Here is a 24363-nt window from a genome sequence, read left to right as displayed (position 1 = left end):
AAGGAGAGGAAGCGAATGCAAAGGTTTTTCCGCCAGTGGTACCTTGATACATCAGGTACGGTTCTGATGGAAAAGAAAGTGATCCTGGTAGTTGCTGCTGTGATGATCTTCGGTATGGCCTCCATGGCCTTACCGTGGATCTACTCGTATTTTTCCGACTATACCGCCAGTGTACGAAATGCCGGGAAAGTACATGAATTTCGGAGCGTGATCCTCCAATGAAAACGTTCAGAAATCAAAATGGGTTTATCAGTATTGAGTATTTGATCATCTTCTCCCTAATTTTCCCGTTCTTCATCCTCATGGGCGACTTTGTTCAATGGGGAGGAAAATGGCTGAATGCTCAGGTTTGTATTAACGACACGGCTCAAAAGATGGGGGAGCATGGTGGGCTGTTGGATGGAACAATCCCCTATTTGCAACAGCGGTTTGCTGATGCCGGTCTGGACCCTGCTGAATGGGATTTGACGATTTCAGCCGGCCCATTGGCCAAAGGGGAAGAAGGCGTGATTGCCGTTTCGTCCACTTACACGTTCAAGTCTTTGAAAATCATCGGGATCACGGCTCAAGTTCCCTTACGAGCGTCGGCCACATTTACATCACAAATCTGGATGAGGTGAGGAAGTGATACTCATTGGGTTCTCTCTCATTGTCCTGCTGATCGCCGCTTGGACGGATTGGAAATGGCGGATCATTCCGGATTGGTTGACCTATCCGTCTATGTTGGTTGCGCTCCTGTACCATTACGTTCATGACCAATTGGGGAATTCCGTATTCGGTGGTTTGTTTGTGTTCTTCATGCTGATGGTACTCTCATTGTTCGTGCAAGAAGGCATTGGGGGAGGGGATATGAAACTCCTTACCTTTTTGGGATTTGCGCTTGGGTTCCCGCTCGTTAACGGAGTGATCTTATTGTCTTTTCTGTCGGGGCTCATCTTTTCCAAGGTGATGAATCAGGTTCAGGTACCGTTTGCGCCGTTTATCGCGTTTTCATTCGTGATCCTGCTGCCGACGATTTCTATGGGGTAGCAAGGAAAAGAAATGGAGGAGGGGCCGATGGATCTGCCGGTAATCCAGTACGCAAAGAAAATATGCGAACAAGAATTAAGAAAAGCGTTGGCAGCGGGAAAGGAGGGAGGGATCGAGATTTATTACCAACCCTTTGTTCACGTTAGCACAGGCAAGGTTATTGGAGCGGAAGCTCTCACACGATGGGTACACCCATTGTTAGGGGACATATCGCCTCGTATCTTCGTTCCACTGGCGGAATCCAATGGCCTGGTTACCGATTTGGACCGATACGTTTTAACAGTTGCTTGCCAACAGGCGAGGAGGTGGCAAGACACGTATGGCCCAATACGAATCGCAACCAATATTTCCCCGCATTCCCTCCAACATGCCGACTTTGTCGCGGTAATCTTGAATGTCTTGCAAGAAACACGGTTGCCTCCGGAGTGTTTGGAGATTGAACTGACGGAGAATATTGCAATACGACAAGAACACACCCTTTCGATATTGGCCAGGTTGAAAGGGTTGGGTATAAAGATCGCGATTGACGATTTTGGTACAGGATACTCTTCGCTAAATTACCTGCGTGTGTTTCCTGTAGACACATTGAAAATCGACCAAGTATTTGTGCGAGATGTCGAAAACAGCCAGCAGGAAGTTCCGATTACTTCAGCCATAATTCGTCTTGCTCATGAATTGAATCTGCAGATTGTTGCCGAGGGAGTCGAATCAGAGGAACAAAAAAACTATCTCTTGCGTAAAGACTGCCACGTCATGCAGGGGTTTTTGTTCAGCAAACCACTGCCGGCCGATCAGTTTGAGCGATTCTTACAGGCCAGTGTACAGTCCGGATCACGGATAGGGAGGTGTTGACGATGACAGAAAACCGGTTGCTTGACAAACTGATGATCGGAGTTTCCGAAAAGTATAGCCTAACTCCCCAAGAATCGAAGGTGCTGTCCATGCTGCTGCAAGGATACTCCATCCCCCAAGTTGCCGTTCATTTGGAGGTTTCTCCTTATACAGCGGAAAAACACAGCCAAACCGTGCTGAGAAAGCTAAACATTATGTACAAGCGAGAGTTACCTTTTTGGCTTCTAAAAGAAATGGAGACAGCTAAAGGAATGGTGAATATATGACCCAATTGTACGAGTCCAGACACTATGCCTTGTTTTCTAGCCGACTAACTGAACCCATGAAGGATGTTCTTTGCATTATCGGAGAGAGTGGAGAGATCAATAAACAATCGATCATAGACACGAGCAGATATAGCAAAACAGTCGTCCATGCTTGTGTGGAAGCCTTGTATTTTTCCGGTCTTCTCAAATTGAGGACGCCAAGGCGAGAGACACTTTATTCGCTCTCCGAGGAAGGACAAGCGTTTGTGGATTATTTGTTGCTGACTTCAAACGAGGGGGGATACCATGAGCCTGATGAACAGTAAAGAATTGGAGTTCATGACAAACAGTGGCCTTATCCAAGATGTGTCCTTGCGATTTGGCGTGATAGGCGCCGGCCAAAAGGGGAACAAGGATGCGGATATCTTTGCCGGTTATCGCTTTGCGGATGGGACACAATGTTACCCGACATTGGCAATCAACTTTGCCCAGGCGGATATGATTCACCTGAAAAATATCCCGGAAAAGGATCGCATTCACTTTGACGGAATGAAAGGAGCTGCCCGGACTCCTTCTCTTGTGGTCGAGTTATTCGATCCGACGTTGAATCCCAAGGCGAATGAATTGAGAAGCCAGTTGGCTGTGGCCATGGAAAAGAAATTTGCAAATGTGGAGCATCTGATTATTTCGCTTGGGGCCGGAGGTGGAGTGGGAACCGGTTGGGGCTCTTTGACCCTCAATTTGATCAAAGAAGGATTCTTTCCGGTTCCGATCACCTTACTCATTTCGCTGCCGTTTGACGATCCGGATGAAATCGCAAACGCCTTGCTGCTGTTAAAGGAGATTCAAGATTTTCTCAAGGTACAGGAAGAGTTGTTTGAATCCTCTGACACAAAACCGTTAGCCAGCGTGATTTTAACCGACAACAAAAAGATCTACCATGATTTTGAATTGAAGAAGGGATCGCGGACACTCCAACATACGAACCTGTCCTGGAAGGATGAGGGGAATAATGCGGTCATTAGTACCATCCACGAAGCCAATCTCATCCCGGCCAACTTTGGGAGCGACAACGTAACCTATGACCCGTCCGACTTCATCAAGTTAATACAGCTTTCCGGCAAGCTTCTTACGATAGCGAAGGCACGGTTGGAACCGGATTTTACCATCGAAAAACTGGAAGCCAAGATGAAAGCGAGCATCGAAAAGGGATACTTTGCTTGCGGACATCAGTACCAAACGGCGACAATGTACGGCGGTTTTATTTTGCGGCCGTCCAACGCGGACTTTTTCAAGGATGTCATCACGGAACGGACGATCAAGAAAGTGATCAGTGACTATAATCCAATCACGCAGATGAGAGGCAAGTTTGGCGATCCGATCTGGAATGAAAATTACGCGGTCATCTACACCTTTTTTGCCGGGATGGGGATGCCAAGCCGATTCGCCGAGCTGGCGAAAGAACTTCAACAGATCAAGGAAAAACAAGAGCAGGTTCAACAAGAATCGGAAGTGGATGTTGATGTGTCTGCCGCTATCAAAAATGTGAAACAGTCTACGTTCAACCCGTATCAGCCGAAAACGAACAAATTCGGAGGGGGTGGCTTTGGGGGAGGATTTCAATCGGTGTTCAGTCGATCACAGTCGTCTGTCACCAAAGACGATGAGAATCAAGAGGGGAAGAAAGAGGAGCAGACGAATCGTTTTGGCCAACGATCAGGAAACCGCTTTGATGCCCTTCGGAAGATCCGTCTGCATGAAAACTCGTAACAGCATCCAACGGTATCCCTACGGATACTGTCGGTATCCTATACCAATTACGACGGAGAGCCGAGAATACAGCATTTTGGAACGAACGGTACGTATGCCGATAGTATCCCAACGGATGGCGACGGTATCCTCTGCCCAATCTATTGAGAAGGTGGTTTTATGTGGGAACGTACAGGGGTGGAACAAACCTATGAACTTCTCCTGCAAGCGCAGTATCAGTTAAAGGAATGGATGAAAGAAAGGAATCCCGTGGAACATCCATGCTCTTTTCAACCGATGTTGGAACCATTGGACGACCATTGCTTTCGATTGGTCTATCCGGAATTGGCTCCCGTGTTCAGTCGATTGAAGAACCACGCACCGGGACTGCGAGAGCAGATCAAGCAGGAGTGGTTGGTAGGGACGGAAGAAGCCTTGCGAGCATTCTGGCAGCCGGACCGCAAGAAGGCTTGGGATGGTTTTAATACGAGGGATGGAGTGGGAAATTACTACTTCCAGGAGCCCGTGGCGATCTGGATTCGGAACCATTATCCCGCCAATCTTCTCATTGACCTGGACAACCACGTGTACAAGTGGATGATCGATGCGTTGGTAAACGCCTATTTCATCCCCGACGACAACAAAAGTCGGGTGTCTCTTTTGTTTGACTATGAACCAAACGCCGATCACCCCCACACGGAAATGTACGTGTTGCCCAGACGAAAATTAATGGATTTCTTGATGGTGTAAAACCCGAAAAACAGTGGTTGTATACGTATGGAATCAAAGCGCCCTTTCATATGGAATCAAAAAAATCTACAGAAATTTCCACATGACGTTAGCGCTATCCTATGGAATCAAATTAGAATCCATACGATACAGAGGGTGAAAACAGGGGTTCGCTAGAAACATTTGATTCCCTATGTTTGAACGGTGCTATTTAAGGAAAGCAAAATTCAGGTGCCGGGTGTTGTGAAGATTCTTTGGTTCCATATCTGCCTTTCGGGGGTTAACTACGGGGAAGGAGCAAAAAAACAGATTCCATATGAAAAAAGTGTCCTGATCCCATGTCGTTCTATGGGTTTTGGAGATTGGGGGTCGGGGTTGTGCAATCAAAGGGCAATTCCGGTGGGATTAGGGGCTAAGGCCGGAGGCTGAAGCCCCTAATCTGCCCAGGTGACCAGCAGCCGGAAAAGGTCAAAATGCCGGGGGAAAGAACGGCATTTTCATGGGGGTGGAAAGAGAGAATGTTGGATGTTCTGAAAGTTGATCGGTAAAAGAAAACGGGCGAGCAAGTGGGAGAGTGCCCAGCACTCGACGGTTGCGAGCCATACAGCAACAAGGAAGGGGGAATGTTGGTGAGAACACCAGAAATCACGACAAATGACATTGCGCTGTTTCGAATGATATGGGCGTATCGTGGTTGCACGTCAGATGTACTGCGGCAACGGATTTTTGACGGTCGAAGATACGGGTATACCCGAATCGCAACGTTACAAGAGCGCGGATACATTGCCAAACGAGCAATCTACAACCGGGAGTGGCCAAGGGGATACTGTTGGTATCTACTGAAAAAAGGGCTGGAAGTGCTGGCTGACGTTGAGGGGTGGAGCCTAGAACGGTTGGAGATCGAGATTCGTCGATGGGAAGAATGGCGGAATGACAGCAAAGTTGCGCAATGGAACCGCCTATGGATTATGAACGTAGCAGTAGCGTGCGAAAAAGCCGGATGGGGATGGATCCCGAAATATGAATTTGTCGGGTGGGGCCGCCAAGAACGAGAGCAATCTCGTATTGGCGGCATCCTTATTTGGGAAGAGCAAAAGTATGCCTTGTTCGTGATCGAACCGCAGGGAGGGAGATTACCGATCTTCCGGGCGAAAGAAGAATCTCGTCGGGTGAGAGGCGTACTGGACGGCGTAATCGTTCTCAGCCGAAACGGGTGGTGCATGGAACAGTGGGGCCTTCCTGATTATTGGGAATACGTTCTTCCCTACGATGAAGGAATCGCCATTTTGAGTCTCGGCGCCGGATGGGAAGCAGCCATGAGAACAGCAGGGGGGAACATCTGGAAAGCGGAGGGGTCCTTATGACGGGAGAAGGTAGAGTATCGTTTCTCGTCATCGTCGTAGCAGGTTTTGTTCTCGCGAACACCCTTCCGATGACCTGGATTCCTCTTTTGCTTTGGTTGGGGATTCTGTGGATACTGGGGATAACTCTGTGGGTATGGAAAAAACAGGAGTCTTATTCCGGGTGGTGGATGGGCGCGGCATATTGGATTCTTATGGGATGGAAGGGGGATGAAGTACGTCACGTCTTGTACCAGGTGGCCTTGGAGTATTGGAACGGGGATGGGTCAATGAACTGGATGTTGATCACGTTAGCGGTGACCGTCTTATATGCCGTGGCCGGCATCAAGATGTGTCACCGCTTTACTGTTGCCCTTCCCCAATGGGTAACGTCGTCCATGGGGACGTTGACCCGCTCGGTAAAAAAGGCCATGGGACAAGATTGGGAGCTAATCGAATTCCAGTTGGGGGTTGATCGTACAAGCGAGATCACAAGCGAACCATTCCGTCCAGGCGGGGAATAAGGGAGGGGGGAGAACCATGCTCATTCGGGAAGAAGTGGAGTTTCGGAGGGTGGATGAGTTAAGGGAACATCCACTCAATCGGATGCTCAATTCCCCGTTGGGTTCCATAGAGGCCGCGCTGCTTGAGAACAGCATCGACGAAATGGGGATTCAGGAGCCCTTATGGGTAACGGGGGAAAACGTCATTATCTCCGGCCATGAACGATGGAAGATCGCGGCTCGGAAGGGCATGGAAAACGTACCTGTGCGTGTGATTGAATCGGCAACCGAAGAGGAGTTGCTGTATCTACTCGTTATGGCCAATGACGCTCGCCGCGGGGATGAGAAAGACCCGATGCGGAAAGCCCGTAAGATTAAGGTCTTGTACGACTATTGGGGAATCACGGTGGGGAGGCCAAAAAGTGGACAAGATGACCACAATAGAAAAACACGCAGAGACGTCGCAAACCTCGTGGGAGAGGGAGAGAGAACAGCAAGACGATTGCTCAGACTCTTGGACTTGATTCCAGAACTGCAAGAGCTGGTTTCCCGTGGCGTCATTGGCGTGGTGTCCGGGAACGAACTTGCCGCCTTGTCAGAAAAAGAACAACGCCAGCTGTACGAAGCCATTACCCGTTCCCATGTCAAAGAAGTACGATCCCAAGAAATCCAGGCGATACGCAGCGAACTGGAATACATCCGGGAACGCCGGTCGCAGCAGGTAGATCAACGGGAAGAGCAATTGGATTGGTTGGACGTGGGAGAAGACGTCGGGGAAGGTATGGGGGAAGATGTTTCATTTGAGGGGCAGAGGGAGGAGCGTCCGGAAGAAAATGGAGAATGGCACACTGAACTGGAGAAGGACATCCCCAAGACAGCGATTGATGCCGTTGCCCCCACGTTGGAAGCATCCAGTGCCCGAAATTTGCGGCGCCGCTTGTTGATCAAAAAACTGGACAAGGCAGAGAAGCTGATTGATCGACTGGAACAAGATCTCCTCCCGTTATTTGATAACCTGACGGACGCCGTGGTGCGGGAACGTGTCCATGATGTAGCAAGGCAGTTGATACGCGTATCCGAAAGACTGGACGGGGTGGTGTCGAGAAGGTGAGTCATCTTTTTGTAAACGGCCAGTTGATAACGGAAGATGTGTTCCGCTCCGGTACAGATTACGATCAAACCGTGTTGAAGCAATGGCATGAACAAAAGTCGCGGATACAATGCGCGTGTCAGGCATATGCCATGCGAGCGGAGATGCATGTACGGAAAACGTCCTACGGCCGCTATACGTTGGTCAACAATCCTGAACACTCCGACAAACATACCCCTGCTTGTCCTTACTACGGGGAGGTAGAACGGTCCCGTACGGGGGAGAGGCGCTCAGTCGAAAAGGTTGGCGATCGCTTGATCGTCCATATCAAGTTGTTCCCGGAAACAGGGACACAAACAGGGAAAAGCCGGGAGACGGGGAATCGAACCGGGGGCCAAACGGAAGAACAAATGCATCGTCATCGCTTGTTTTCTTCTTTCATCTTCGACTGGTACAAGCTGGCTGTCGAGCAGCTGCAGGGAAGGGGCAAGAAGATGACTCCTGCCTCCGTGTTGTACCACATGTGGCACTGCATGTCCCATCACCGAATCTGGATAGGGACGGAAGATTTTTATTGGTTTGGGTACGTCCCTAACGAGCGGTTTCGGCTTCCCAAACGGCGGAAGGTGGTTCTTGGGTGGCTGCGTGAGCGGGAAGAAGTGATCGGAGGAGAGCGGTGGGGGATTGAGGGCATGAGGTCGTGTTTGATCCGTGTTCTTGTTCCCGAAAGCCATATCCCTCGTTACCGTGTGGATGGCAAACTGGTGGCGCTCCGCGTCAACTTCGATTACCACGAGCCGCGATCCATTGCGCCGGTTGTAGGGTGGCATATCACGGAAGAAGGCTGGTGGCTGCACAGCGGCGCTGAGCGGGAGTTGCTCATGCTGTTGCGGGAACGAACGCATACCATCCTTCGTCCGATTGAACCGTCAGAGGAATGGCTGGGGTATCAGCCGGATTTTGTTCTGCCGGAGCGAAGTCCTCCGGTGTATGTGGATGTGCTGGACGAACCGGATGAAACCCTGGAAGATCGATCACCTCAGAGGAGGAGAAAACAAGCGGAGATTTACCGAGCAGCGGCACGAAACCGGGTAATCCGTTATGTGCAGTGGCAGTCTGGTGATCCGGTAGAGTTTTAACAGGGAGGAGGGGAACAAGATGATTGTCACCTATGGCGGTTTGGATGCGTTTTTGCACACCTTGGTTGTGGGACCAACGGGCAGTGGGAAAACGAGTTACTTGCTCTCTCCCATGGCCATGCAGATTTTGGAGTCGTATAAGCGGGGAAACCGTGTCGGAATGCTGATTTTGGAACCGAGTGGTGACTTTGTGGAGGATATTTACCAGGGGTGCCTTGCCTATGGAATCCCGGTACGTCGAATCGATCCAACGTGGGACGGGAGCGATGGTCTGAACCCGCTGCTGGGCGAACCTCAAGTCGTTGCGGAAATGACGAGGACCGTATTGAAAAGGCTGTTTGGCAAACAAGAAGCCTTTTTCGCATTGGTGCAGGAAATGGCCGCGCGAAATGCGGTTTTGCTGTTGAAGCGGCTGTACGGAGACGATGCCGATCTGCTGCATATTGTCCGCGCGCTCCGGAATCTCAAAACGCTGAAGGAACACATCACGGAGTATGAAAGAAAACACAGGCGAGATGACCTTGTGGAGTTTTTTCAGGTTGAGGTTTTCGACAGTGAAAACTTCACCAAAATTTCTACCGGTCTTCGGATGCAGTTGGAAGACTTGGTGGGGAACGAGCTGGTGTTGAAACTGCTAACGAAAAAGAAAGAGGAAAGCGTCCGGTTTGAGGAGCATTTGGCCAACGGAGGCGTGGTTCTCATCAACTCCGCGTTGGGAGAGTTGGGGAATCTCAGCAGCATTTTTGGTCAGTTTGCCATCATGACGTTTCAAAACGCTGTTTTTCGTCGCCCGGGAAACCAATGGACGAGACGCCCGCATTACACCTTTATCGATGAGCTGCCCGAATACCTCAATCCGGATTTTCGCCGGCTATTGACGTTGGGGCGAAAATATCGAAACGCGTGTACAATCGCCATCCAGAATATTTCCCAACTGAAGGTAGACGGATATCCCGGGTTAGAGGATACCATTATGACCAACTGCCGGAACAAATTGATTTTTGCCTGCGAACACGAAGCGGATGCGAAGAAGTTTAGTGCCTTATTTGGGACGGAAAAACGCGTCAATCAGACCAAAATGTACGACACCCATATGGGAATAAAGGCATTCACGGCGGACAAAGTGACGCAGACGGAAAAGGAAGTACCGCGGTTTACCCCGACACAGCTCATGGAGTTGCCAGCCTATCACTTTGTCGCCAGGCTTGTGAAGAATGGGCAATTACAGGTACCCAAACTTGTGAAAGGGGAGCTGGTTCGAATACCGGAAGGGAAGGAGGAAGAAGGAAAACGGAAACCATTCGCGTGGTTAGAGACAGTGACGAGAAACCGGAAGGAAGAGATGATCGCGAGGGATTCCCCGACCGAATCACAGGAGACATTAGCAGGAGTCTCACAAGAGGAGGGAGATCAGCCGAGAAAGAAGATCACGATTGTGTTTCCGGAGCAGTCCAATCGTTCCGGAGAAGAGAAATGGTTTACGTTACGAAAAGCCAAACGAAAAACGGGATAATACGGCTTCCTCTCAAATGAAGTGGGGGTGTCCATTGGATGAAATGGCGATTTTGGACCCTGGTTTTGGTAGGAATCACGATAGTAGCGGGTTTAACCCTTCTGGAGGCATTCTCCTAGCGGAGGCTTCAAGATATTTGATAAAGGTGGCGATTTAACATGGCAAGACAAGCGGCTGTCAATAAACAACAAATGGTGGCAACCCAGAAGCCAGCAACTCGAAAGAAGCGATCGGCAAAAGTCAGTGAGGAGGTACCGTTTGTTCCATTCCTCAGAGTGGACATAAAAACGGGAGCATTTATCCTGGACGAGCGAGAAGAAAGATATTGGAAGGTATGATCATAGCTACTCTCCCATAAGGATGAGGGCTATTTTTATTTTCTCACGTTCATGTGAAAAAGGAGGAATTGTTCATGTTGGCAAACATTTTGGAGCGCAAAGGAGACCAGAAGAACTTTTGGGCGGAGCTGTTCGCAGCCAAACAAAATAACATGGCCATTCAGGCAAATGTTGTCGGCTTGGAGACACACAAATTGAACGGAGAATCCGTTCGCTGCTGGGTATTGGAAGTAGAACCGACCGGTACTGTAAAGGGCATCGTTCCGCGCATGGAAACGGGCGTGGAGAAATCGTCCGAGATGAATGAATTCCTGGGACAGACCATTCCGGTCATGATTCTGCACATTGATCAGGATGCCGAACAAGTGCTGTGCAGTCGTATTCGTGCCATCGAACTGATGCAGGAAATTGCTTTACGGCGAATGAAGGTAGGGGATCAATACACGGCAACGGTAACGAAAGTGTCGCAGAACCGCATCGTCGTGGAAACCTCCGGGTTCTCATTTACGTTTACCAATTCCGACTTGAAATTGCCGTTTAAGGATTTGCGAGACGTGTATCAGGTAGGACACACGCTCACCGTTGAAGTCAAGGAGATTGTTAGGGATGGGCAAGCAGCACAGAGTGAAGCGGCAGCCGGGGAAGATCAAGGCGAGAAAATGCCAGCTTCGTCCATTAGGCTCATCGTGGCCCCTGTTCTTCAGGACAAATGGGAATTGATTGGCACACGGTTCAATCTCCGAGGCGTGTACAAAGGCGTGATTAAACGGCAATTCGACGCAGGGTATTGGGTCGAACTCGTGCCTGGTTTGGATGTGTATTGCCTGCATCCGAAGCGGAGCCTGCACAAAGGCTTGCTGAGGGAGGGACAAGTGGTGTTCATCCAGCTGCAGCGGATCAACAACAAAGAGCGCCGGTTGAGTGGAGAAATTATCCGCGTAATCGGGTGAGATAACATGTTCGGGAAATCATGGACATTCAACTGGGAACCTACGCAAACCTCATCTCTGGAAGTCCACTCACCGCTTCTGGAATGGATGAAAACCATCGGGATCATCACGGCGACCTCAGCCGACTGGTTTCATGGCACCAAGAGGGAAACACGGGAAACGATTAAGCAGCTTCTGTCGGCCGGCATCATTATGCGGGGCCAAGCCCAATCCGAGGATAACCAAAAGCTGACCGTTTACGCCATCGAACCGGTTGCCGGAGACGAGGCCGTAAAAAAACTGATCCTGGAGCGTGTCTTGGACCACTGGCTGGACTATGTGGAGCCCATTGACATTCAGACAAACCCAAGCGGGGGCACGATCCGGATTGGAGACGATCTGGTGGACATTCGGATTCTGTATGGGGATGTCCACCCTCCCGAACGGGAGCGGGTCTTATGGTTCGGAGGAAATTGGGACGAGTTTCGATCGGTTGTTCAGCCGGGACACTTTGCCGCAACTCTGGACGTATGGGAAAAGGGAATGGTGATGAAGTGGGAACACAATTGGACGCCCGTACCTCTCTCCCTATTGACGAAGGGATAAAATCTTAGGTAAAATATGGGCAAATCAAGTCCAATATACGAATCATCAGAGGCTTTTTCCGTGGAGCGGATAGGGGTTCGTATACAATCAACCATGTTGAGCATGGGAGATTGCGAAGAAACGGGATACCTCATACCGTTGGGTAGTTGGCAATACCTGTTCCCTATGAGGTTCATGATCTGCGTTGAGCGCAGAACTTGAAAAAATGTGTGAGGCTTTGACCCATGGTGCGCCTCTTCCAATCCTGCGAAGGGAAGCAGATTGGACAACATGGGCGGAAAAGATATCGTGCTTGTCGTTACCTGGCAGAGACAAGGCGATATGGTGGTTACGAGAGAGCTAGGCACGGACTCGTAACGGTCGCAAGCTGCAGACGTGTTGTGCATGACTGTAGAACTTGCCACAAGAAAGTTCTCGATGGAAGCATAGGCGTAGTACGCTTTTTGCAGGATTGTTTCGTGCAAAAAGAGGTACTACGCCTTTTTGCATTTTCAGAACATCTCCTCTGAGATACAATGGGTAGAAAGACGTTGTATCGAAGGAGGTGGAATACACATGCAAAAGGAGAGGGATGACATGGACACTATTGAAAAAGAACTGGAAGAGTGCTGGAAAGAGGCTGCAAACACGAAGCCATTAAGCGATGAGGAACTGGATGCGATCATCAAAGACGTTCGCAGATCCATCCGCAAGGTGGTGGAACAATGAACGTGGTGATCGACACCAGCACAATCATTCGCGCGACGTTGGAACAAAATAGGATGGCTCAAAGTGCTCTTTCGTTGTCCATCCGGGAACATCAGGTACTAATGACGGATGAAATGGCGAAAGAGCTTGCTGCCGCGATTGTCATCGTCGCAGAAAAGAAAGGGCAAAACCCGAAACCACCATTGAGAGTAGCGGCGACTTATTTGCTTCGGGCCAATAGGGTACGCTCAACAACCGTGTATTCCTGGTGCTACGATCCGGATGACTCCATGTTTATTGAGTGCGCAATTGATGGTGGTGCCCAAGTGGTCGTCTCCAATGACCGGAGTTTAACGACACTCCATGAGTACGTCACCGATGAAGAGGGGAAAAGACTCATCCAAGAGATTGAGTTTTTGACCCCGGAGGAGTTTGTAAGTAAATACAGCCTGTCATGAGTTTTTTCATCAGGCACAGAAACCAAGACTTTTCAACCGCTAAGGTTAGGAAGTCTTTTTTTATTTGGTCCCTCGTGCGGGCGTACCAATAGCACGGGCCGAGAAATCGGCGGAAAGGAGAAGAAATGAATCGAGTCGTCTTGATTGGTCGTCTGACGAAAGATCCGGAGATGCGCTACACGACAAACGGGATCGCTGTTACGACGTTTACGTTGGCTGTGAATCGCCCGTTTGCCAATCAAGAAGGAGAAAGGCAAGCGGATTTTATCAACATCGTAACCTGGCAGAAACTTGCCGATCTGTGCGCAACCTACTTACGCAAGGGCCGACAAGTTGGGGTGGAAGGAAGGCTGCAAACCCGGTCATACGAAAACCAGGAAGGACGAAAGGTATACGTGACGGAGGTTGTGGCGGACCGTGCTTATTTCCTTGAGAAAGCAGAGGAGACTCGTACGGGCAATCAGCAACCAAGCCATGATCCTTTTGCCCCTGGAGATCCATTTGCCGATCCGTTTGCTGGCTCAGGAAAACCAATCAATATTACGGATGACGATTTGCCGTTCTAGGGAATGGGTCATCGCAGGACAAAAAAAGACTTCTCTCTGATGGATCGAGAGAAGTCTTTTTGTATACACAAAATCCCTCGTGCGGGAGAAAACAATAGCACGTTGGCCGAGAGGCGAAGAAAGGAGATGCTATGAATAACCAACTGACGGTCATCGATGGACAGGAAGCTCGCTTGATGGAGGGCTACAGTTCCCAAGAGATGCACGCTGTCTTGCAGGAGATGAAACAAAAACTCAATCTGACGCAGCAATTCTTCAAAGAAGTCATGATTGAGGGGCAAGATTACGGCGTTCTGGAAGGTACCGCGAAACCCACGCTGCTGAAAGCGGGTGCCGAAAAACTATGCGAACTGTATGGATTCTCACCGATCGTAAAGATAATCGAAGAAACAGCGGAAAGAGATACCGGCTACTATCGGGCTCGGGTAACGATTAGCCTGATCCATCGTCGCAGTGGGGTAACCATTGCTGATGGTGTTGGGGAAGCCAATACCATGGAAAGTCGATATCGCTGGCGTTGGGTCTTCGAAAACGAGTTGCCGAGGGGGATTGATAAAAACTCCTTGGTACAGAAGAGTTTTCCGAAAAAGAACGGAAACGGAACCTATATCAAATACCGGATCGAAAATGAGGATCTCCACTCATTATGGAACACCGTTCTGAAGATGGCCAAGAAGCGCGGCCTGATTGACGCTGTGCTTTCTGCAACCCGTTCTTCAGGTATCTTTACCCAGGATGTTGAGGACTTGAAGGATTGGGCGGAAGCGGCTCCATCGGATGAACCCAACCCACGACGTGAGAATGGAACACCCGCTTACAACAGAAACGAAAGCAGAAGGACGTCGAACCGGCCGCAAGGACAAGAAGGGAAGCATTCGCCACAAAATCAATCCGGTGCTCACAAGGAACACGCTGCCATCACTCCGTCCGATACGCCCCGTTGGATTACGGGAACCGTAACGGATGTGCAAGGAACAGCCATCAACGACACCCCTTGCTTTATTTTGTTCCTGCATAACGGCAGCAAAGTCCTGATTCCGGAAGATCATCCGGTAGCCCAACAAGACTTAAACAACTTGATGGGGGGACAATTGTTAAAGTTCCTTACTCGCACGATGGGAGATTTTGAGGCAATTGCCGGCCGCAGCGGCCAAGAGATTCAGGAGGTGCGCAGTGCATGAGCATTTTTCCTGAAATCCTTGACGTTGCTGATCGTTTTAATCTCTTGGAACAGCAAAAGGCTGCACCGAGAGGTGAGATTCGCGTCCATTGCCCATTCTGCGCTGAGATTGTCGGTATAGCGGATCGCGGGTTCCATCTGTATCTAAATCCGGTCAAGAATACGTTTCACTGCTTTCGCTGCCAGGAAAAAGGGGGCGTGGCCAAGTTCATCGGTCGTCTGGAGGGAAAAGGCGAACAACAAGTGATCGATGAATACAAGGCCATACACGAAGCCGCCCGAAGGAAAAAGCGGAAGAAAAAGACATGGGAAGATCATCCTGCGATGAAGCTTTCCGCACACCAATGGAAACTGATGGGCTTTCTCGGGAAGATCGACGGGAAAATGTTTCACACCAACCCGCATTATGCACGCGCGGTTCTTCAGTGGGCATGGCGGGAGTGGCAACTATTCACGTCTGAGAAATCGAAGGAAGCGTTCCACGTCCTTCTGATTGGCAAATACCTGGCGAAGGAAAAAGCTGCGGAGGATTTTGTCAGGAAAACCGAGAAAGATACAGGCATTGAAAGTCTTTGGGAGCGCGCCGTGAAGATGCATCAGCTCCCCAAGGATTTGTGGGCGGAATGGGCCAAACGAGCGGATGTCATCGTTCGTGAGCTTGTAGAAGCAATTCGGAACGAAGAGAAAGCGGCGGATTTGGAAGTGACCATTCAGCGAGAGTTGCAAAAGATGAAGGAGAGAACGGCGTGACCTGGAAATGGAGTTATAGCCGACTCTTCAAATATGACTCCTGCCCCCACGCGTACTATTTCCGGTACGTTTTGAGGAGGCCGGAGAAGGAAACGGAAGCAATGGCGATCGGGAAGCAATTCCACGAAGTCATTGCTTCTTCTGTTTTACGGCAGCCTCCGCCGGTGGGAATTCCGAAAGACGTACAGGAGTTGGCAATAAAGGCGTATCGACTGTTGCAGACCCACATTTTCAAAGGGGACATTGTCGCGGTCGAGCGTGAAATCATCACTCCTATTACGGAGACGGATCTGTTCCATGTGGTGATTGATCTCATTGTCCAATACGATATGTTTTCCCTAACGGTTTACGACTGGAAAACATCCTGGGCAGTCTATGAGGTCATGCAAAAGCCCAAACAACTGCTTCTCTATGCTTGGAGCGCATGGCAATCCGGCCTTTACGCTTCGGAGGTCGCCTATCTGTTTCCGAGAAAGAATGAAATCAAAACAGCACAGGTAACGCCTGAAGCAATTGCAGAAACCCTCGATTGGGCCAAGACGCAGATTTACCAGGCGAGAAACGCTTATCAGGAACTAAAAAAAGGGACGCCACCGGAGATAGCATTCCCACCAAAAATGGGAAGTGGCTGCACCACCTGCAGCTTTATCCGTGAATGTCCCATGACGAAAAAATACCACGTTCATTGAGGAGGAATGAAGGATGAATTTCATGCACAATGCAGGAGAAAATTTCAAGCGGATTTTGGACGAACTGAACCGTCAAGCGCAGCAAAAAGAAGATTTCGTTGTACCGGCCAATCAGATTCGGATGCGTGACGATGGACACTTTACGTTCCAGACACTCTTTACGAATGCGGCCGCCAGTCCGGCAACCGAATGGGCGGAAAACCAGATGTATCAAAAACTGGAGCTACCGGCTCGCTTCATGCGCCGCTGCCCAAGTGATTTGAGGGCAACAAACTTTAACTACTTCGCAGAGCGGCTGCCAGCGGAAGAAGAATGGCTGTTACGTACGTATCGGTCACGGTCCAATCAACTGGGCCACATGATTCGTGGTGCCTTGTCCAAGGATTATAGCCGGTTCGATGATGAACAGTTCTTGGGCATGATCGAATCCATGATCGGGACAGAGGAAGACCATCGGATTTCGTACTGGTACCGCGATGAGCGCGGCATGCACCTGCGGATTGTGTTCCCTGATCTGACCAGAAACATCGGGAGGACACTGGAGGGACGACCGGATGTCCACATGGTGGGGGTTCACTTGTCCAACTCCGAGGTGGGCGCCCGTTCGGTTACGATTCAGCCGATGGTATACCGCCTGGTTTGCTCGAATGGCTTGATGCGCTGGACCAACGATGGGGAAGTGTTCAAGCAGCGTCACATTCACCTGCGGGAGCGGGAGATGTACGCTCGGGTGGCCGAAGCGTTTACGGCTGCCGTCAAAGCCGGAGATGACATGTTGGAACGGGCTTTGGCGGCCAAAGAGGTGAAGGTGGAAAACCCGCTGGATTTCATCAAAACGCTGGCCAAGGACAAAAAATACAGTCAGTCTATGACAGATACCATCACCAGCACCTACATGGCAGAACCCGGTGACAGCCTGTTCTACGTGATGCAGGCCATGACCCGCGCCGCTCAAACCCTTCAGGGGGATGCTCGGGTGGAGTTGGAACAAGACGCCGGCGAACTGCTTGCTAAGGTGGCTGTCTAACAGAACCAAAACAAAGAAGCCGATCTGCATGGGTCGGCTTCTCCCATGATTAAAATGGAGGAGGAATATTGTATGAATATGAACGGTCAAACGGTGATATTTCCATGGGATGAACCAATGGATATCGAAGCGGCAGCTTTGATTGATGAAGGAGCAATCCCGATGGATCTCTCGGAAGAAAATAAAGAAGAAAAGCATAAACAGGCTCAACAATTGGCGGCTGAGATTCTTCATCTGGAAGCGATATTGAAGGCCAAGAAGGAAGAGTTAAAGCAATATGTTGAGCAGAACGGAAAAGTCGTGGTGGGAGATACCCAGTTTGATTTTGTCCCGTCGTATTCGTGGGAGGGGAATTGGGAAGCTCTTGCCCGACATATCCGGGAAAAAGGGTTGAATCCGTTTGATTTCTTCAAGCTGGGATCAACGGAGGCAACGAAGCTCATGAAAAAGACGGGATGGGACGAAGAGCAGATGAAAGAACACGGTGTCTTTCGTATCATGTCCGGTAAGCAATTCCGCTCCTCCAAGGTGAAATAACGGAGAAGGGAATAGCAGAATGTATGTTAATTGCAGCGGAAACTGCAAAGGATCGTAAGCCAGTATCTCAAATGAGGTGCTGGCTTATTTATTTAACCGAGGGGAGGATTGACAGTGATGAAATTGGAAACGTTTGATGATTTCCAACGAGCCATCTCCGAAGGAAGTTTAGTCGACGTATCGGAAACTGCTAGAGAGGTTGGGATCAGTATTCCGGTAGCGGTCTCTTCTGCCTTATGGAAGACCTATATTGAACCCGAAGAGTCGATTACAGTAGGACAAACGAAAAACGGACGCATCTGGAATGTGATTAGTTTGTTGCTTTCAACACTAAAAAGCGGGATGAAACCGTTCGACGATAGCTCTTCTCTCATGGTTCAGTATCAGGTTCATTTTGTGATCAATGGAATCCTTATCATGTCAACACTTAAGGCGATCATCCGGAAAGCCGCAGAAGGAAAATCATTTATTCAGATCATGTTGGAGGATGAAGCTGAACAAAACAATCCTGACAGAAAATACTTTTGCAGGGAGTGTAGGGTTACATTGTATCTCGAATCAAAGCCAGAAAGTTACATCGAATGTAGATGAACTGGCATGAATAAACATTACATTTCGCCTACCACCGAGGCGATAAAACGTGTGGCTCAAACTTTGGGCCACACGGCCCGGTTTGAGTAGGGAGGTAATGGTGAAGCAAATCGAAATGCTTCAATACGATTTCATCGCAACTGAATTTGTAAAAAAAGCCAAAGAAAGCATCACGTTCTATGGGACGAAGGAAGCGAATCTGAGCGATCTGTTGACGATCATTATTGGAAACGAAGCAGATGCTGCGAACATTCAAAAGTTAAATGTCATCGGGATTCAACAACTCGCTTCGATGTCTGCCCAAGAAATCATGGAACTTGCGTCTATCAGTGAAATGGCAGCACAGCGGATCGTCGCCTCCTTTGGATTGGCACACAAATATGTAACCAGCCCAAGAGAGAAAAGGATTTCCATTCGTCTCCCGCGTGATGTAGCGGAACTTATGATGCCTGAAATGAGGTACTTAACGCAGGAACATTTTATATGTCTGTTTCTGAATACAAAAAATCGTGTAATCGGTAAGCAGACGATCTTTATAGGAAGTTTGGATTCATCGGTTGTGCATCCCCGTGAGATTTTTAAAGAGGCGATCAAGAGGAGCGCGGCATCGATTATTTGTCTGCACAATCATCCGAGCGGAGATCCAACCCCAAGTAAGGAAGACATTTCGATCACGCAAATTTTGCGGCAAGCAGGAGAGGTGGTTGGTATTAGCCTGCTTGATCACGTCATTATCGGGGATGGAAAGTATATTAGTTTAAAAGAACAGAGGTACTTTTAGTACGGTAAGGTAACGTATTTGCCGAAATGATTCTACCTACCACCGGGGTAAGAAAACGTGTGGCTCGAACTATGGGGCCACTAGGCCCCGGTTCGAGTAGGGAGGAAACATGAAAAAGAGTATCGTGATCAAGGATTCAGAACGCTTGGTTGCTGATCTTTCGAAAGCGTACCGAGTTGTTGCAAAACATACGACGATTCCGATTCTAACCGGTTTTCATCTCCAATTCACGGGAGAATCTTTGACCATTACCGGTTCAGATACGGATAACACCATCCGGATAACGGAGGAAGACAATTGCTCATCGTCTCAACCATGTGCGGTAGTCGTACCGGCAAGAATATTCCTGGGCATTGTGCGTAAGTTGCCAGCGGGTGAGATCCAACTGAAAATGGGTGAGAATGAAATCTCCCTTGCCGCGGGGAAATCGACTTTCGAGCTAAAGACGATGAAAGCTGATGAGTACCCATCCTTTTCGTTGGACGATACCGGCGTTTGTGTTGAGTTACAAGCAGCGGATTTGGCAAACGGGTTACGTTTGGAGTACGCCTGCTCGGTATTGTCAATGCGACCCACCCTGCAGGGCATCCATATCTTTAGCAAGGAAAAGGCAGTAACGTTTGTCGCAACGGATTCTCATAGGCTGAGCTCTTGGACAGTGCAACTGGATCAAGAACTGAATTTACCGAAGATGATTTTGCCTGCCACAGCTGCAGAAGAGATGGTAAAGCTAATTGAGGACAAGACCGATAAGGTCACCATCCACTGCACAGAGAACTCGTTACGACTCACTTGCAAGAACGTAACGTATGCTTCTAGGCTAATTTCCGGTACCTACCCGGAAACATCCAGGGTAATCCCGACAATTTTTTCGACAACATTTGTGGCAAATCGGGATGAATTAGTCAAGGTAATGGAACGGGTGAGCATCGTCTCCAAAGAAGGAAAAGCCAATATGTGTCGCTTACAGGTGATACCATCCGTAATGCCTTCTCTTCTCATTTCGGCCAGTCAGGAGGGAATGGGAAAAGTGCAGGAGGAGGTGTTTATCTCGGATCTCGAAGGCGATATTTTCGAGATGAAGTTCAGCACGAAGTATCTTCTGGAAGCCTTACGCCATATGAAGGCCAAAGAAGTCATGTTTCAAGCATCAGGAGCAAATGCACCGATTATCATCCGACCGACAGGTGATGAACCAGGGTTTGCCTTGATTCTACCTGTGCGATCGGCATAATTTACAGAGCAGAAGGGGATTTCATTTCCCTTCTGTGCTTTTGAAAGGATGCATGAGCGATGAAGAAAAGGAGATTTTCTACTGTTGAGTTCCTAAAACAGCTCCAGGAGCGCAGCATCCCATCAAAAATTCCACGTATGCAAACTCCTGGAATGTTTCGCATCGTCGAATACTTGTATGCCGGCGCCGATGCATCAGAAGTCGATTTTGACAGCTTCACACTGGACGAACTGGATTACGTATACAATGAAGCTCACGCGCTGTATTCGATGGAAGACATCTATGATGAAGAGACTGAGCGTGCCAATTGGTACAACGTGATCTATGAGTATGTCAGGAGCACGCAGAACATTTACACACTGCTTCATTCAAGGAAAAAACAGTATGCAGAAGAAGACGATTTTATCTGAAGGAGAGCATTGAGATGTTTAGTATCGAGGATTGCCAAGTCATTCAGTCGTCCTTGGATAATTTGCTTTCGTTAAAGCTCCTTCACGATGCTGGGTACCGGGTATCCGACATGGGGTGCTGGGTAACGGATTATGCATTTGAAAACATGGGTGGAGATATCTTTATGATGGCAACGGAGCGACTGTTTGGTGCTTGTGCTGAGGAAGAAGAGGAAGACGGGTCATATGACATCCGGAAGTTTGTCATCCTTTGTCCAGACGTCGAAGAACTTCTTGGGGTGTTTACAAAAGAATGGGTCGAAAGCCAGCTCAGATGGAATAAGAGAGTTGTTTGCGACTGGACAGGAGCTGAGATGATCATCGAACTGAAGAAAATGGGCTTTATCATCGAGATCCACGAAAGTCCGTCCTATTTCAATCAGTTCATTCATGAGCTCATCCAGATCAGAAAGACACTCGATAAGTTGTTGGTGTATGCCCAATACCTAAAAGGAAATAGAGGTGCGAGGTATGCTGCATTTTACTGTGAAGTTTAGTGATGATTTTACGCAGCACACACCATACTGTACTGTCCAGGTAACCTCATCGGAGGGTGTAAAGGTAGACGAATACGTGATGAGTTTTGATGACTTTGTCGAGTCCATTCGAAATTCTGAATCGGAGAATTTAAGACCAATGAGAATCCTCGGGGTTCAGAAACGGAAACGACTACGAAAAATCATCGGAAGGAAACGGATGAAAAATCCAGCAATACGTGTCGAGACTCCTACTTTACCCGTCAACTGTGTCAAACACATTTGGATTAATCGAGCGCAGAAGATCCAGATGGTATTTATCGAGGTGCCGAAAGGAAAATGGGACATCGCCTATTACAACACCGCTTTTGAACAAGTGGGATTCCCGCGAATGTTGTTTGGGTACCGAATTCGGGATGGTCGCATTCAACAGCTGCACATCTTGGCCGTAAAGGACAAGGGGAGGATTCGCGAGGACACCGAACTATACAAGTTTCCTTACGCGAATGTATCGAATGGTGTGGTTTGTATGGGGGGAAATCCGTTGCCGGTTATCAAAGACTTGGCTCAACTTGCTACCATGCACCAGGTCTTTTTTGCGGCTCCCAGTTCTACCTGCTATTACAACACAAACCGGAACGAATCCGGGATCAGTGATTTACGGGAGCTATACAATCGCATGCAAGGACAGGATTTTCCAGAGGAATGGTTAACATCCAAGCAACAAACGTTTGGACAATACTGCCAAGAACTGTAGATCAAAGACTTTGGCGAAAGCTACAGTCTTTTTTTTTATGAAATGAATGCATGAGGAGGCATGGAAAACATGACTGACAAACTGTATCAAGAAACTTTGTTCAGCTTTTTAGGAGAAGAGGAACCGGAGGCCATCCATGACACAGGAAAGGGCAAAAGGACGACGGCAGCCACTAAATCACGGGTAGCTTCCAAGGACCAAAAGAAAACGGCTGCATCTGTCACGAAAAGTGAACCGGATACATGGGAACTAAACACCGAGACGATCATCCGGTATGGCGGGGAGAACATTCCTCTGACCGATTACTTTACACCGGAAGAAATCACGAATGGTCTTCCAGACAGTTCTCCAACTGTTGAACAAACTACAGGAGACAACACCGAAGAGAAATTGAGGAACATTACTGGCGAAGACGTGAGGAAACGGATGGAGAACGACTTTGGCGAACTAACTGAAGAGTTAACAACGATGACATTCATTAAGGAAAAGAATATGATTATCCCTGTTCTAACCGCACGAAAGAAAGGAAGCGGCATGATCTTGGAACGCCGACATGGTATCTATCTGAAGCTGGAGGATGCTGTGGCAAATCGCCGGTCAAACATGTACCTTCCCGGAGCTGATGGTCATATGTACCATATCCGCGAAACAGAAGCGTTAACGATCTGCAAAAAAGCCCGGAAGGTTCCAAGTGTTCCGGCGTTGGTAGAAGGTGTGCGTCTAAAATTCCCCAGGATTCCCTGGGGGATTTTGACGCAGTTTTTGGTTGTCGCCCGCCACTTCGCCCGGACATATGGCGCTGAGGTTCATGGAGAGATTTATTGGGGAGAAGAAGGGTATCGACTGGTGATACCTTCACAAATTGTGAGCAGTGATATGTGTGAACCAACTGAGCAAGTAGCTTACGTGGAAAACGTCGTGAAAGTGATGGAAATCCACTCTCACCATACGATGGAAGCCTACTTTTCTTCCCAAGATGATCGATCTGAGCAGGCGCCAATCCTATATGCGGTTGTGGGAAGGGTGCTGGATTTCTTCCCGCAAATCCTGGTGAGGACGTGCCTGGACGGGGAGTATTTGTTCATCAATCCCCATATCGTCTTTGAATCACCGTTGGAGTATCCGACGAGCCTGGACTTTCCTCAAGTGTCCGTGAAAGGAGTGGGAGACAATGATACGGTTTAACGAACGGAAGAAGATCTTTTACTATATTGTTCAGATCGGCGCAGGCGCAAATGGCGGATATATTCTGCAGCAATGCGCTCAAATGATGAATATATTCAAGGTACAGGGGTTTTACCTGGTGGCCGATCCGGATACGGTAGAACAAAAGAATTTGACTAATCAACTCTTTATACCAAAGGATGTCGGACAGAAGAAAGCTGCGGTACTGGCTAACCGGTACCGCAGCCATTATCAAGTCCCAATCGCTGCGTTCGATGAACGGTACGTTGAGGATGAGAGAACGTTAAACTGGTTGTTTCAGTTCACGGATTATCGCGGGTGTTACAGTTGGGACACGTTTTTTCTCCCAATTCTGATCGGCGCAGTGGATAACAACTACACACGCCAGGTCATGCACAGTTACTTTCAAAGTCAAGAGAAGCTTCTCTATATCGATGTGGGAGTGGAAGCTGCCTGGGTTCCTCGTGATGGCCGGCCACGTGAAGAGTGGACGGAGGAGGAGAAGCAGCTTCACGCGAATACCGGATGGACCGGACAAGTAGTAGCCGGATTGAGATTGAACGGAAAAACGGTTCTGGAACCGGTGGCTAGCTGCTTTCCAGACATATTGGAGGATGAGGACGAGATCGCTCCTTCTGGAATGGCTTGTTCCCAAGTGATCGCATCCGAGCCGCAGCGGTTGATAACCAACCGGTTTGCAGCGCAGGCAGTGGCCGGCTACTTAAATGAATTATTTAGGGAGAGAACGTTGTCTACACACGTGACGTTCTTCCACGCGAAGAAAATGTACATGCGTGGAGAAAGGATTAGCTCATAGTGTGAATGAGCACATGAATGGTACTGTCGCCTGGTCATAGCCCCGTCAAGTAGACAGTAAAAAAAGAGGAATCACCTAAGCGGCGATCGCTTCTCGATATTCAACCGGGGAGAGGTC

31 protein-coding genes are annotated in these 24363 nt (G+C 49.0%); all 31 read left to right on the top strand.

The genetic code is table 11. From position 1 onward, the window contains the following. Positions 1-15 precede the first annotated feature (15 nt). The 31 genes from FOI68_RS21570 (at position 16) to FOI68_RS21425 (ending at position 24246) form a co-directional block, all read left to right on the top strand. Complete coding sequence (locus FOI68_RS21570) at positions 16-222, top strand: hypothetical protein (RefSeq protein ID WP_143864268.1); 207 nt, start codon at positions 16-18, stop codon at positions 220-222. Beyond that, positions 219-620, top strand: coding sequence for a hypothetical protein (locus FOI68_RS21565; protein WP_143864267.1), 402 nt, complete (start codon positions 219-221; stop codon positions 618-620). The genes FOI68_RS21570 and FOI68_RS21565 overlap by 4 nt, the downstream gene beginning before the upstream one ends. 4 nt (positions 621-624) lie before the next feature. Beyond that, a complete protein-coding gene (locus tag FOI68_RS21560) occupies positions 625-1029 on the top strand; it encodes a prepilin peptidase (protein ID WP_143864266.1) in 405 nt (134 codons plus the stop codon). A 27-nt stretch (positions 1030-1056) separates the two neighbouring features. After that, positions 1057-1881, top strand: a complete 825-nt coding sequence (locus FOI68_RS21555; protein WP_185974004.1) for a putative bifunctional diguanylate cyclase/phosphodiesterase — start codon at positions 1057-1059, stop codon at positions 1879-1881. Positions 1882-1883: 2 nt separating this feature from the next. Beyond that, positions 1884-2147 (top strand): helix-turn-helix transcriptional regulator, encoded by a 264-nt coding sequence (locus tag FOI68_RS21550; protein ID WP_143864264.1) that lies wholly within the window; start codon positions 1884-1886, stop codon positions 2145-2147. 285 nt (positions 2148-2432) lie between these two features. After that, the gene (locus FOI68_RS21545) at positions 2433-3896 is read left to right on the top strand and encodes a cell division protein FtsZ (protein WP_143864263.1); all 1464 of its coding nucleotides are present in this window, start codon (positions 2433-2435) and stop codon (positions 3894-3896) included. A 159-nt stretch (positions 3897-4055) separates the two neighbouring features. Continuing rightward, a complete protein-coding gene (locus tag FOI68_RS21540) occupies positions 4056-4625 on the top strand; it encodes a hypothetical protein (RefSeq protein WP_143864262.1) in 570 nt (189 codons plus the stop codon). A 608-nt stretch (positions 4626-5233) separates the two neighbouring features. Then, complete coding sequence (locus tag FOI68_RS21535; protein WP_143864261.1) at positions 5234-5968, top strand: hypothetical protein; 735 nt, start codon at positions 5234-5236, stop codon at positions 5966-5968. Then, on the top strand, positions 5965-6468 hold the full coding sequence (locus tag FOI68_RS21530) for a hypothetical protein (protein ID WP_143864260.1): 504 nt from the start codon (positions 5965-5967) through the stop codon (positions 6466-6468). Before FOI68_RS21535 ends, FOI68_RS21530 begins: the two co-directional genes overlap by 4 nt. A 16-nt stretch (positions 6469-6484) precedes the next feature. After that, positions 6485-7558 (top strand): ParB/RepB/Spo0J family partition protein, encoded by a 1074-nt coding sequence (locus FOI68_RS21525; protein ID WP_143864259.1) that lies wholly within the window; start codon positions 6485-6487, stop codon positions 7556-7558. Continuing rightward, entirely contained in the window at positions 7555-8676 is a 1122-nt protein-coding gene (locus FOI68_RS21520; RefSeq protein WP_185974003.1) for a DUF1173 family protein, read from the top strand. Before FOI68_RS21525 ends, FOI68_RS21520 begins: the two co-directional genes overlap by 4 nt. A gap of 19 nt (positions 8677-8695) precedes the next feature. Continuing rightward, positions 8696-10189, top strand: coding sequence for a type IV secretory system conjugative DNA transfer family protein (locus FOI68_RS21515; RefSeq protein WP_143864257.1), 1494 nt, complete (start codon positions 8696-8698; stop codon positions 10187-10189). 158 nt (positions 10190-10347) lie between these two features. Continuing rightward, on the top strand, positions 10348-10527 hold the full coding sequence (locus FOI68_RS21510) for a hypothetical protein (RefSeq protein WP_143864256.1): 180 nt from the start codon (positions 10348-10350) through the stop codon (positions 10525-10527). Between the two features lie 74 nt (positions 10528-10601). Then, entirely contained in the window at positions 10602-11477 is an 876-nt protein-coding gene (locus tag FOI68_RS21505) for a hypothetical protein (protein ID WP_143864255.1), read from the top strand. Between the two features lie 87 nt (positions 11478-11564). Next, positions 11565-12062, top strand: a complete 498-nt coding sequence (locus FOI68_RS21500; protein ID WP_143864254.1) for a hypothetical protein — start codon at positions 11565-11567, stop codon at positions 12060-12062. Between the two features lie 576 nt (positions 12063-12638). Beyond that, the gene (locus FOI68_RS24145; protein ID WP_255433795.1) at positions 12639-12770 is read left to right on the top strand and encodes a hypothetical protein; all 132 of its coding nucleotides are present in this window, start codon (positions 12639-12641) and stop codon (positions 12768-12770) included. Further along, positions 12767-13207, top strand: coding sequence for a PIN domain-containing protein (locus FOI68_RS21495; RefSeq protein ID WP_143864253.1), 441 nt, complete (start codon positions 12767-12769; stop codon positions 13205-13207). The genes FOI68_RS24145 and FOI68_RS21495 overlap by 4 nt, the downstream gene beginning before the upstream one ends. 125 nt (positions 13208-13332) lie before the next feature. After that, positions 13333-13773 carry a single-stranded DNA-binding protein gene (gene ssb, locus FOI68_RS21490; RefSeq protein WP_035298771.1) on the top strand — a complete coding sequence of 147 codons (441 nt, stop codon included), beginning with the start codon at positions 13333-13335 and terminating at the stop codon, positions 13771-13773. A 131-nt stretch (positions 13774-13904) separates the two neighbouring features. Beyond that, positions 13905-14954: a hypothetical protein gene (locus FOI68_RS21485; RefSeq protein ID WP_143864252.1), complete on the top strand. Its 1050-nt coding sequence runs from the start codon at positions 13905-13907 to the stop codon at positions 14952-14954. After that, positions 14951-15703: a hypothetical protein gene (locus tag FOI68_RS21480; RefSeq protein ID WP_143864251.1), complete on the top strand. Its 753-nt coding sequence runs from the start codon at positions 14951-14953 to the stop codon at positions 15701-15703. The genes FOI68_RS21485 and FOI68_RS21480 overlap by 4 nt, the downstream gene beginning before the upstream one ends. Continuing rightward, complete coding sequence (locus tag FOI68_RS21475; protein ID WP_143864250.1) at positions 15700-16392, top strand: PD-(D/E)XK nuclease family protein; 693 nt, start codon at positions 15700-15702, stop codon at positions 16390-16392. Before FOI68_RS21480 ends, FOI68_RS21475 begins: the two co-directional genes overlap by 4 nt. A 13-nt stretch (positions 16393-16405) precedes the next feature. Beyond that, positions 16406-17419, top strand: coding sequence for a DUF932 domain-containing protein (locus FOI68_RS21470; RefSeq protein WP_143864249.1), 1014 nt, complete (start codon positions 16406-16408; stop codon positions 17417-17419). A 72-nt stretch (positions 17420-17491) separates the two neighbouring features. Then, positions 17492-17956, top strand: coding sequence for a hypothetical protein (locus FOI68_RS21465; RefSeq protein WP_143864248.1), 465 nt, complete (start codon positions 17492-17494; stop codon positions 17954-17956). Positions 17957-18070: 114 nt separating this feature from the next. After that, complete coding sequence (locus FOI68_RS21460; RefSeq protein ID WP_143864247.1) at positions 18071-18547, top strand: DUF6573 family protein; 477 nt, start codon at positions 18071-18073, stop codon at positions 18545-18547. A gap of 115 nt (positions 18548-18662) precedes the next feature. Continuing rightward, entirely contained in the window at positions 18663-19328 is a 666-nt protein-coding gene (radC, locus tag FOI68_RS21455) for a RadC family protein (protein WP_143864280.1), read from the top strand. 109 nt (positions 19329-19437) lie between these two features. Then, positions 19438-20562, top strand: a complete 1125-nt coding sequence (gene dnaN, locus FOI68_RS21450) for a DNA polymerase III subunit beta (RefSeq protein ID WP_143864246.1) — start codon at positions 19438-19440, stop codon at positions 20560-20562. A 59-nt stretch (positions 20563-20621) separates the two neighbouring features. Then, positions 20622-20972 carry a hypothetical protein gene (locus FOI68_RS21445; RefSeq protein WP_143864245.1) on the top strand — a complete coding sequence of 117 codons (351 nt, stop codon included), beginning with the start codon at positions 20622-20624 and terminating at the stop codon, positions 20970-20972. A gap of 14 nt (positions 20973-20986) precedes the next feature. Then, on the top strand, positions 20987-21508 hold the full coding sequence (locus FOI68_RS21440; RefSeq protein ID WP_143864244.1) for a hypothetical protein: 522 nt from the start codon (positions 20987-20989) through the stop codon (positions 21506-21508). A 79-nt stretch (positions 21509-21587) separates the two neighbouring features. After that, entirely contained in the window at positions 21588-22244 is a 657-nt protein-coding gene (locus FOI68_RS21435; RefSeq protein WP_255433802.1) for a prokaryotic E2 ligase family D protein, read from the top strand. 69 nt (positions 22245-22313) lie between these two features. Further along, a complete protein-coding gene (locus FOI68_RS21430; RefSeq protein WP_185974001.1) occupies positions 22314-23429 on the top strand; it encodes a Mov34/MPN/PAD-1 family protein in 1116 nt (371 codons plus the stop codon). Beyond that, on the top strand, positions 23416-24246 hold the full coding sequence (locus FOI68_RS21425; RefSeq protein ID WP_143864241.1) for a ThiF family adenylyltransferase: 831 nt from the start codon (positions 23416-23418) through the stop codon (positions 24244-24246). Before FOI68_RS21430 ends, FOI68_RS21425 begins: the two co-directional genes overlap by 14 nt. Positions 24247-24363 lie beyond the last annotated feature (117 nt).

The sequence above is a fragment of the Brevibacillus sp. LEMMJ03 genome, assembly GCF_007197875.1.
Classification (GTDB): domain Bacteria; phylum Bacillota; class Bacilli; order Brevibacillales; family Brevibacillaceae; genus Brevibacillus; species Brevibacillus thermoruber.
The sequence above is the reverse complement of the archived record's forward strand: the minus strand, read 5'-3'. Positions and strand labels throughout refer to the sequence as shown.

Bases quoted from the DNA above. Each gene is read 5' to 3' on its own strand.
- FOI68_RS21570 (WP_143864268.1), top strand. From the start codon at position 16: ATGCAAAGGTTTTTCCGCCAGTGGTACCTTGATACATCAGGTACGGTT.
- FOI68_RS21565 (WP_143864267.1), top strand. From the start codon at position 219: ATGAAAACGTTCAGAAATCAAAATGGGTTTATCAGTATTGAGTATTTG.
- FOI68_RS21555 (WP_185974004.1), top strand. From the start codon at position 1,057: ATGGATCTGCCGGTAATCCAGTACGCAAAGAAAATATGCGAACAAGAA.
- FOI68_RS21550 (WP_143864264.1), top strand. From the start codon at position 1,884: ATGACAGAAAACCGGTTGCTTGACAAACTGATGATCGGAGTTTCCGAA.
- FOI68_RS21545 (WP_143864263.1), top strand. From the start codon at position 2,433: ATGAGCCTGATGAACAGTAAAGAATTGGAGTTCATGACAAACAGTGGC.
- FOI68_RS21540 (WP_143864262.1), top strand. From the start codon at position 4,056: ATGTGGGAACGTACAGGGGTGGAACAAACCTATGAACTTCTCCTGCAA.
- FOI68_RS21530 (WP_143864260.1), top strand. From the start codon at position 5,965: ATGACGGGAGAAGGTAGAGTATCGTTTCTCGTCATCGTCGTAGCAGGT.
- FOI68_RS21525 (WP_143864259.1), top strand. From the start codon at position 6,485: ATGCTCATTCGGGAAGAAGTGGAGTTTCGGAGGGTGGATGAGTTAAGG.
- FOI68_RS21515 (WP_143864257.1), top strand. From the start codon at position 8,696: ATGATTGTCACCTATGGCGGTTTGGATGCGTTTTTGCACACCTTGGTT.
- FOI68_RS21510 (WP_143864256.1), top strand. From the start codon at position 10,348: ATGGCAAGACAAGCGGCTGTCAATAAACAACAAATGGTGGCAACCCAG.
- FOI68_RS21505 (WP_143864255.1), top strand. From the start codon at position 10,602: ATGTTGGCAAACATTTTGGAGCGCAAAGGAGACCAGAAGAACTTTTGG.
- FOI68_RS21500 (WP_143864254.1), top strand. From the start codon at position 11,565: ATGAAAACCATCGGGATCATCACGGCGACCTCAGCCGACTGGTTTCAT.
- FOI68_RS24145 (WP_255433795.1), top strand. From the start codon at position 12,639: ATGGACACTATTGAAAAAGAACTGGAAGAGTGCTGGAAAGAGGCTGCA.
- FOI68_RS21495 (WP_143864253.1), top strand. From the start codon at position 12,767: ATGAACGTGGTGATCGACACCAGCACAATCATTCGCGCGACGTTGGAA.
- ssb (WP_035298771.1), top strand. From the start codon at position 13,333: ATGAATCGAGTCGTCTTGATTGGTCGTCTGACGAAAGATCCGGAGATG.
- FOI68_RS21485 (WP_143864252.1), top strand. From the start codon at position 13,905: ATGAATAACCAACTGACGGTCATCGATGGACAGGAAGCTCGCTTGATG.
- FOI68_RS21480 (WP_143864251.1), top strand. From the start codon at position 14,951: ATGAGCATTTTTCCTGAAATCCTTGACGTTGCTGATCGTTTTAATCTC.
- FOI68_RS21470 (WP_143864249.1), top strand. From the start codon at position 16,406: ATGAATTTCATGCACAATGCAGGAGAAAATTTCAAGCGGATTTTGGAC.
- FOI68_RS21465 (WP_143864248.1), top strand. From the start codon at position 17,492: ATGAATATGAACGGTCAAACGGTGATATTTCCATGGGATGAACCAATG.
- radC (WP_143864280.1), top strand. From the start codon at position 18,663: ATGCTTCAATACGATTTCATCGCAACTGAATTTGTAAAAAAAGCCAAA.
- dnaN (WP_143864246.1), top strand. From the start codon at position 19,438: ATGAAAAAGAGTATCGTGATCAAGGATTCAGAACGCTTGGTTGCTGAT.
- FOI68_RS21445 (WP_143864245.1), top strand. From the start codon at position 20,622: ATGAAGAAAAGGAGATTTTCTACTGTTGAGTTCCTAAAACAGCTCCAG.
- FOI68_RS21440 (WP_143864244.1), top strand. From the start codon at position 20,987: ATGTTTAGTATCGAGGATTGCCAAGTCATTCAGTCGTCCTTGGATAAT.
- FOI68_RS21435 (WP_255433802.1), top strand. From the start codon at position 21,588: ATGAGTTTTGATGACTTTGTCGAGTCCATTCGAAATTCTGAATCGGAG.
- FOI68_RS21430 (WP_185974001.1), top strand. From the start codon at position 22,314: ATGACTGACAAACTGTATCAAGAAACTTTGTTCAGCTTTTTAGGAGAA.
- FOI68_RS21425 (WP_143864241.1), top strand. From the start codon at position 23,416: ATGATACGGTTTAACGAACGGAAGAAGATCTTTTACTATATTGTTCAG.